7 protein-coding genes are annotated in these 6,800 nt (G+C 71.4%); 6 read left to right on the plus strand and 1 reads right to left on the minus strand.

Annotated features, from left to right (window positions below):
* The first annotated feature begins 30 nt into the window (after positions 1 to 30).
* The 6 genes from TX83_RS11165 to TX83_RS11190 all read left to right on the plus strand — a co-directional run bounded on the left by TX83_RS11165 (position 31) and on the right by TX83_RS11190 (position 4,773).
* On the plus strand, positions 31 to 1,386 hold the full coding sequence (locus tag TX83_RS11165) for a FliI/YscN family ATPase (RefSeq protein ID WP_315851264.1): 1,356 nt from the start codon (positions 31 to 33) through the stop codon (positions 1,384 to 1,386).
* A complete protein-coding gene (locus tag TX83_RS11170) occupies positions 1,383 to 1,874 on the plus strand; it encodes a hypothetical protein (RefSeq protein WP_064748026.1) in 492 nt (163 codons plus the stop codon). Before TX83_RS11165 ends, TX83_RS11170 begins: the two co-directional genes overlap by 4 nt.
* Positions 1,875 to 1,886: 12 nt before the next feature.
* Complete coding sequence (locus TX83_RS11175) at positions 1,887 to 2,642, plus strand: hypothetical protein (protein ID WP_064748027.1); 756 nt, start codon at positions 1,887 to 1,889, stop codon at positions 2,640 to 2,642.
* Positions 2,643 to 2,694: 52 nt separating this feature from the next.
* Entirely contained in the window at positions 2,695 to 3,561 is an 867-nt protein-coding gene (locus TX83_RS11180; protein WP_141233479.1) for a hypothetical protein, read from the plus strand.
* 216 nt (positions 3,562 to 3,777) lie between these two features.
* Entirely contained in the window at positions 3,778 to 4,254 is a 477-nt protein-coding gene (locus TX83_RS11185; RefSeq protein ID WP_064748029.1) for a hypothetical protein, read from the plus strand.
* Between the two features lie 186 nt (positions 4,255 to 4,440).
* Positions 4,441 to 4,773, plus strand: coding sequence for a hypothetical protein (locus TX83_RS11190; protein ID WP_064748030.1), 333 nt, complete (start codon positions 4,441 to 4,443; stop codon positions 4,771 to 4,773).
* 353 nt (positions 4,774 to 5,126) lie between these two features.
* Here TX83_RS11190 and TX83_RS11195 read toward each other — a convergent pair whose 3' ends face one another.
* Positions 5,127 to 6,335 carry a hypothetical protein gene (locus tag TX83_RS11195; protein ID WP_141233480.1) on the minus strand — a complete coding sequence of 403 codons (1,209 nt, stop codon included), beginning with the start codon at positions 6,333 to 6,335 and terminating at the stop codon, positions 5,127 to 5,129.
* Between the last annotated feature and the right edge of the window lie 465 nt (positions 6,336 to 6,800).

Genomic DNA, 6,800 nt, shown 5'->3' on the forward strand with positions numbered 1-6,800 from the left:
CGCCGCGCACCGCGACGCGCGGAGCCGGCCGTGAGCAGCCTGCCGCGCCTGGTCCTGCAACCGGCGCCCGCGCCGGTGCCGCAGCAGGACCCGCTGATCGCCGCGCTGGCGCGGGTGCCCAAGGTGGTGCGCGTCGGCAAGGTCGCCGAGGCCTACGGCACCATGATCCGCGCCACCGGATTGAAGGCGATGATCGGCGAGCTGTGCGAGCTGCGCAGCCCACGCGACCGCCAGTTCCGTCTCGCCGCCGAAGTGGTCGGCGTGTCGCGCCAGTACACCTTGCTGACTCCGCTGGGCCCGCTCGACGGCGTCGCCCACGACACCGAAGTCGTCGCCACCGGCCGCCAGGCCTCGGTGCGCTGCGGCGACGGCCTGCTCGGCCGCATTCTCGACGCCAACGGCGAACCGCTCGACGGCCGCGGCGGGCTCGGCCCGACCGTGCAGGTGCCGATCTACGCCGCCTCGCCCAATCCGTTGGCGCGGCAGCTGATCGAGCGCCCCTTCGCCACCGGCGTGCGCGCGCTCGACACCCTCATCACCGCGGGCGTCGGCCAGCGCCTGGGCATCTTCGCCGTCGCCGGCGGCGGCAAGAGCACCTTGCTCGGCATGCTTGCGCGCGGCGGCGAGGCCGACGTCAACGTGATCGCCCTGGTCGGCGAGCGCGGCCGCGAGGTCAACGAATTCATCCACGACAACCTCGGCGAGGCCGGGTTGCAGAAATCGATCATCGTCGTCGCCACTTCCGACCGGCCGGCGCTGGAGCGCAGCCGCGCGGCGTGGGTCGCCACCGCCATCGCCGAGTACTTCCGCGACCGCGGCAAGCGGGTGATGTTGCTGGTCGACTCGGTGACCCGCTTCGCCCGCGCCCTGCGCGACGTCGGCCTGGCGATCGGCGAGCCGCCGGCGCGGCGCGGTTTTCCGCCGTCGGTGTTCAGCCAGATGCCGCGCCTGTTCGAGCGCGCCGGCAACAACGACAAAGGCAGCATCACCGCGTTCTACACCGTGCTGATGGAAGGCGAAGACGGCGACGACCCGGTCGCCGAGGAAGTGCGCTCGATCCTCGACGGCCACATCGTGCTGTCGCGCAAGCTGGCCGCCGCCTACCACTACCCGGCCATCGACGTGCTGGTCAGCCTCAGCCGCACCATGCCGCGGGTGGCCGACGAAGCCCACCAGCGCGCCGCCGGCCAGCTGCGCAAGTACCTGGCCAAGCACCAGGACATCGAGTTGCTGCTGCAGTTGGGCGAATACAAGCGCGGCAGCGATCCGGAGGCCGACATCGCGATCGAGAAGATCGGCCCGATCCGCAAGCTGCTGCAGCAGTCCTCCGCAGACCTGGCCGACTACAAGCAATCCATCGACGCCCTGCGCAGGTTGTTCGCATGAAGCGCTATCCCCTGCACACGCTGCTGCAGTTGCGCGCGCACCGGGTCGAGACGGCGCGCATGCTGGTGCTCGAACGCCAGCGCCAGGTGCAGGAGAAGAAAGACGCCTGCACCCGCATCCAGGGCGAGATCGACGCGATCCGCGACGAGCGCGCGGCGCAGCGCCTGCGCCTGATGGACCCGCCGCCGCCCGGCGTGCCCTGGCCGATGGCGATGTCGCAGCGCGAATCGCACATCGACCACCTCGGCGAACTCGGCGTCGCCGCCCAGCAGCGCCTGCAGGAAGCGCAGGGCAAGCTGCGCGAGGCCGAGGCGGCGCTGGACGAATCGCGCAAGGCGTTCTTCCGCGCCAAGGCGCGGCTGGACGCGCTGGAGAAACGCAAGGACCTGTGGCGCAAGGAACAGAACCTGCAACACCAGCGCCGCGAGGAAGCCCTGACCGCCGATCTGATGTTGGCCCAGCGCCAGCAGACGAACGGCCCCTTCTGAACCGAGGTCGCCATGAGCATGATCCGCAACAGCTCCTCGACGTCCGAATCCGATTCGGCCAAGCGCAACGAGGCCGCCGAACAGGCCAAGCAGCCGCGCGAACAGCCCCGCCAGCCGGCCGCGCCGGAGAGCGTCGACCAGTTCCGCAGCCTGATGCAGCAGCGCCAGGGCACGTTCGCCCAGTCCGGCGCGCAGAGCCAGGACGCCGCGCAGGACAGCGGCTTCGGTTTGCTGGAAGGCGAAGGCGAGGCCGCCGAGCAGACCAGCCAGCGCCTGATCGGCGATTCGGTGCGCGAGCGCGCCGCGACCAATACCGCGCGCCATCATGCGGTCGGCGAGCGCAGCCATGAGGAATCGCGCCAGGCCGGCGGCGACCGCGCCGACGCTTCGCTGCCGCCGGCCGAGGCGTCGGCGATGTGGCAGGCGCAGCTGGCGATGCGCGATGCCGCGACCCAGACCCAGCCCAGCCAACCGACCTCGAACGCAGCCGCGTTCGCCGACCTGGTCGAGCGCCACGTGCGTCAGCTCGCGGTCAGCGACGGCGGCGCCAGCGGCGACGACGGCCAGGTCCTGCTGCGCTTGTCCGACGACACCTTGCCGGGCACCGATCTGCTGCTGACCAAGACCGCCGAGGGCTGGCAGTTGCGCGCCGATGTGCGCTCGCGCTCCAGCTTCGATGCGATCCGCGAGGCCGGTCCCGAGCTGGCGCGCCGCTTCGCCGCGCGCAATCTCGGCCAGCTCAGCATCGATCCGCATTTCCACGGCTGACCGCGAACGACTCGCGCCGCGCGCCTTCGCCGGCGCGCGGCAGGAGACCGCCATGGCCCCGTCCACGCTCCTCTCTACCCGCGCCGCTGCGTTGCGGCGCCGCCCGTTGCGGCTCGGCCTGGCCGCGACGCTATGGCTGGCCGGCACCTGGGTCGTGGCGGCGCAGGACAACGCGCCGCTGATCGACGGCGTCGGCGCGTACACCCATTCGCAGATCATGCGCCACCGCGACGATGCCGAGCCCGGCCGTCGCGAGGCGCGCCCGCGCGCCCGCGGCCAGCAAGCGCCCGCACGCGGCGGCGCGACGCTGGACAGCCTCGACTTCGCTCCGCGGCCGGCCGTGTCGGCCGCGCTCAACGCCGCCTTCGCCGACAGCCTGACCGGCCGTCGCCCCAGCCTCGACAGCGAGGTGTTGCGCGACATCGACGGTGCGTTCGAGCGCCATCCGCAATTCCGTCGATTGCTGGCGCAGCAGATCGGCGGCGACGACCGCGGCCGGGTGGTGCAGGCGCTGCAGTCCGGCCGCCTGCAGGCGCAGTTCGGCCAACGGTTGCAGGCGCACGGCTATTCCGCGCGCAATTTCGGCGACGTGCTCAACGCTTTCATGATTTACGGTTGGACCTTGGCCAACGACGGCGCGCGCAGCGACCACGATGCCGCGTTCTCGGGGTTGCGCGCGCGCTTGGCCGACAGCCTGGCGCGCGGGCAGAAGCTGACCTCGATGCGACCGCAACAACTGCAGGAAGCGGCCGAGCTGTACGGCCTGGTCGCGACCTTGGCCGGCGCCGCCTGGCAGAACGCGCGCAGCCCGGCCGAGCGCGCCAGCGTGCGCGACGGCATGGCCGCGATCGGACGCACGGTCGGCATCGATTTTCGCGCCGTCGCTTTGCGCGACGGCGGTTTCGCACCGAAGCGTTGAGCGCCGCCGGGGCTGGCGCGCACCGGCGCGCAGACCCTGGGGGCGGCCCGAGGATTCGCCGCCGCGCGCGCCTGGCGATACTGCGCGGTCGCGGCGGAAATCCGCACCGCGTCGAAGATCGGCGCGGGTGCGCTTCCGATGCGGCGCGGGCGCGTTGTCTACTGGTTCCGTTCGAACAGGTTTCGTTTTCACCATCAGTTGCGACAGGAGAGTCCGATGTCCCAGCCCTTCACCCCGACCCAGGAGCAGCGCGATCAAATGGTCGCCGACTTCGAGGCCCTGCTGCGCGAGCAGTCCGGCATCGACGCGGCCGATCGCGACGCGCTGATGCACCACTTCACCCGCGCCCTCGACGAGGCCAAGCCGGACGAGGTCGCCGACCCGCAGGCGCTGATGGCCAACCTCAGCCAGACCCTGGACGTGCTGCAGGAGAGCCGGGTGATCCAGGCCGGCGACCGCGACGGGCTGAGCAAGGCCTTCGCCGAGCCGCTCAACAACCCGACCGTCAAGCGCGCGCTCGAGTTCGCCCAGCGCCGCCAGCGCGACGGCGAGGACAAGGCCCTGCAGTGGCTGCAGGCGCAGGCCGACGGCGAGACCTCGGCGGCCGCGAACGGCGGCGGCGCGACGCCGGCGCCGCCGGCCGGTTTGCCGTCGTCGCTGGGCGCCAAGCGTCCGGTCAAGACCTATCGCTGAACCCGGTGCGGCGCGGAGCGTGAGAGCCCTCACATTCCGCGCCCCGCGGCCTGCATTCCCCTAGGGAACGCCCCAGCTGTACAGGCCTCGGCCGGGATCGATAATTCACTCACCCAGTCATCCAATCCCGCTTCCGCACCCGAACCGCGCAAGCGGCTGATATCGCCCAATCACCAGGAGAGTGTCATGTCGGACATCAATGCCTCGTACGCTCAGTTTTCGCAGCAGCAGATGGTCGATAGCGCCGGCGTCGACGAGACCGGCGGTTCCAAGCGCGGCGGCCGCGCGGGCGCCGCAGGCGGCTGGCTGGTGGCTTTCGCCACCGCGATGGGCAAGCTGATCGAAAAGGCCGGCGAAGCGCTCATGAACAAGGCCGAGGCCATCGGCGACAAGCCGACCGCGGCCGACTCGACCGAGCTGACCGTGCAGAGCCAGATGTACTCGATGTTCATCAACGCCGTCAGCACCGCGCTGAAGACCATGGGCGAAGCCCAGGGCGCGATGGCCAAGCGCAACTAAGCGCCGGCCGCAACCGACTCCGAGTCGCGCGAACGCCGGGCCTTCGGGCCCGGCGTTTTCGTTTGTGGGGCTGGGAATGGGGAACGGTCGGGCGCTTGCGCGGCACAGGGTGAGCCGCGCCATCGAAGGGTAGGAGCGGCGCGAGCCGCAACCCAGGGGCGCGCAGCCATCGCCTCGCGGCCGCGACCCGCCGCGACCCATCGCCTGTAGGAGCGGCGTAAGCCGCGACAGGGACGCGCAGCCGCTTCATGAAATGGCGTCATCGACCCAAGCGCCGCGCTCCCCACCGAGGGCTCCGCCCGTCTCAGCGCCCGCCACCGGGCGGGCCGCTCCAGCGTGATCTCAGGCGCGCTTCAACCGCGTTTGTTCAACCGCCGCCCCAGCAGCCACGCGCCCGCGGCGACGACTACGCCGATCATCAGCGCACCGCCGCCACCGGCGGTGGCGACGCGGTCGCTGACCAGTTCGCCGGTCGGCAGCAACATGATCAGCGCCGTCGCCAGGCAGGCGTAGGCGACCACGGTCAACACCCAGAACAGCCACTGCAGCGCGCGCAGCACTTCGCGGTTGGGCTCTTTCTCGTGCGTCGGACGATGCACGCCGCCTCGCCCGAGCGCCCACAGCCAATAGGTCAGCGAGGCCGCATCCACGCGCGCGCCGCGGCCCAGCGGGCGCCGCATCGGGCCGTCGCCGACGTACGCGCCGCCGTTCAGCGCGCTGTCGCCGCGCAGCAGCTGCACGCGATCGGTGAGGGCGGTCGGCAGGCCGCGCGGGTCGTTGGCCGAGGTGTTCACGGTCAGCGGGATCACGTTCGGCGCGGTCGCGTTTTCGGTATGCGGCGCGGCGGCGTTGGCGGCGACCGCGGCCGGCGGCTGGCCGAGCTTCTGCATCATCGCCAGTTGGTTGAGCAGGCTCTGCTGCGCGGCCAAGGACTCACCGTGCGCCATCGCCGCCATCGGCGCGGCCGGCACTGCGTTGGCATGCGCCGGCGGCAGGGCCAGCGCCGGCGTCGCGGCCTGCGCCTGGCTTGCGGCCTGGGCACTGGCGACCGGAGTCGGCAGCGCAGCGACCTGGTTCGGCGCCGCCTGCAGCGCGTTCGCGTTCGCCGGCACGGCGTCGGCGCGGTTCATCGCCGCCGGCGAGGCGGCGAAGCTGCTCAGGGCGCGCTCGGACAGGGTCGGCGGCGGGTACTGGGTGGATTGATTGAACGCCTGCGCCGACGTCGCGCCGTGCGCCGACTGGCCGGGCAGCAGCCGGCTGGGGTAGGCGGCGATCTGGTCGTCGATCGGCGAACCCGAACTGACCACGTTCGGCGTGTTGTGGCTGGACGTAGGGGGCGTGTCGGGCGTGGCCGGGGTCGTGCCCGAAGGCGAGGGCGCGTTGCCGGCGTTGTTGTGGTCGTTGCCGTGATGGTTGCCGTTGTCGACATGGCCGCCCGGATTCGGACCGCCGTCGTGCGGCTTGGCCAGCCCGGGCGGCAGACCGCCGTCCAGGCCCGGCGGGCCGCCGTTGCCGTGCCCGTGGCCGTTGCCGTGACCGCCCAGGCCCAGGGGATCGGGCAAGCCGTTGGGCCCACCCAGGCCGGGCAGGGTCGGTCGGTTGCCGCCTCCGAACAAGTTTGGCAGCCCGAAGCCCATGGGCCTTCTCCCAGCGAAAATCCCGCACCGGCGAGGTGCGCGTATGCAGACGCTAATCCTCCGCTGCTACGGGGGCATCCTCGGGACGACCCTAGGTGGCGGTGCGGTGCAAGCCGGCTCGGCGCCGGGCTTTGCTCTGGGGACGGCCGAGGCGATGCAGTCAAAAGCAAATCCTCCCTCGTCCCCCTTTTTCAAAGGGAGCAATGGCGACACGGCGCAGTCGGAGCCGCACCGTGTCCATGCTCTCGATCGACTCCCGACTCCCGACTCCCCAATCCCCAATCCCCAATCCCGAATCCCGAATCCCCAATCCCCAATCCCCAATCCCCAATCCCGAATCCCCAATCCCCAATCCCCAATCCCGAATCCCGAATCCCGAATCCCGAATCC

This window comes from Lysobacter antibioticus HS124 (genome assembly GCF_000336385.2).
GTDB classification, from domain to species: Bacteria; Pseudomonadota; Gammaproteobacteria; order Xanthomonadales; family Xanthomonadaceae; genus Lysobacter; species Lysobacter firmicutimachus.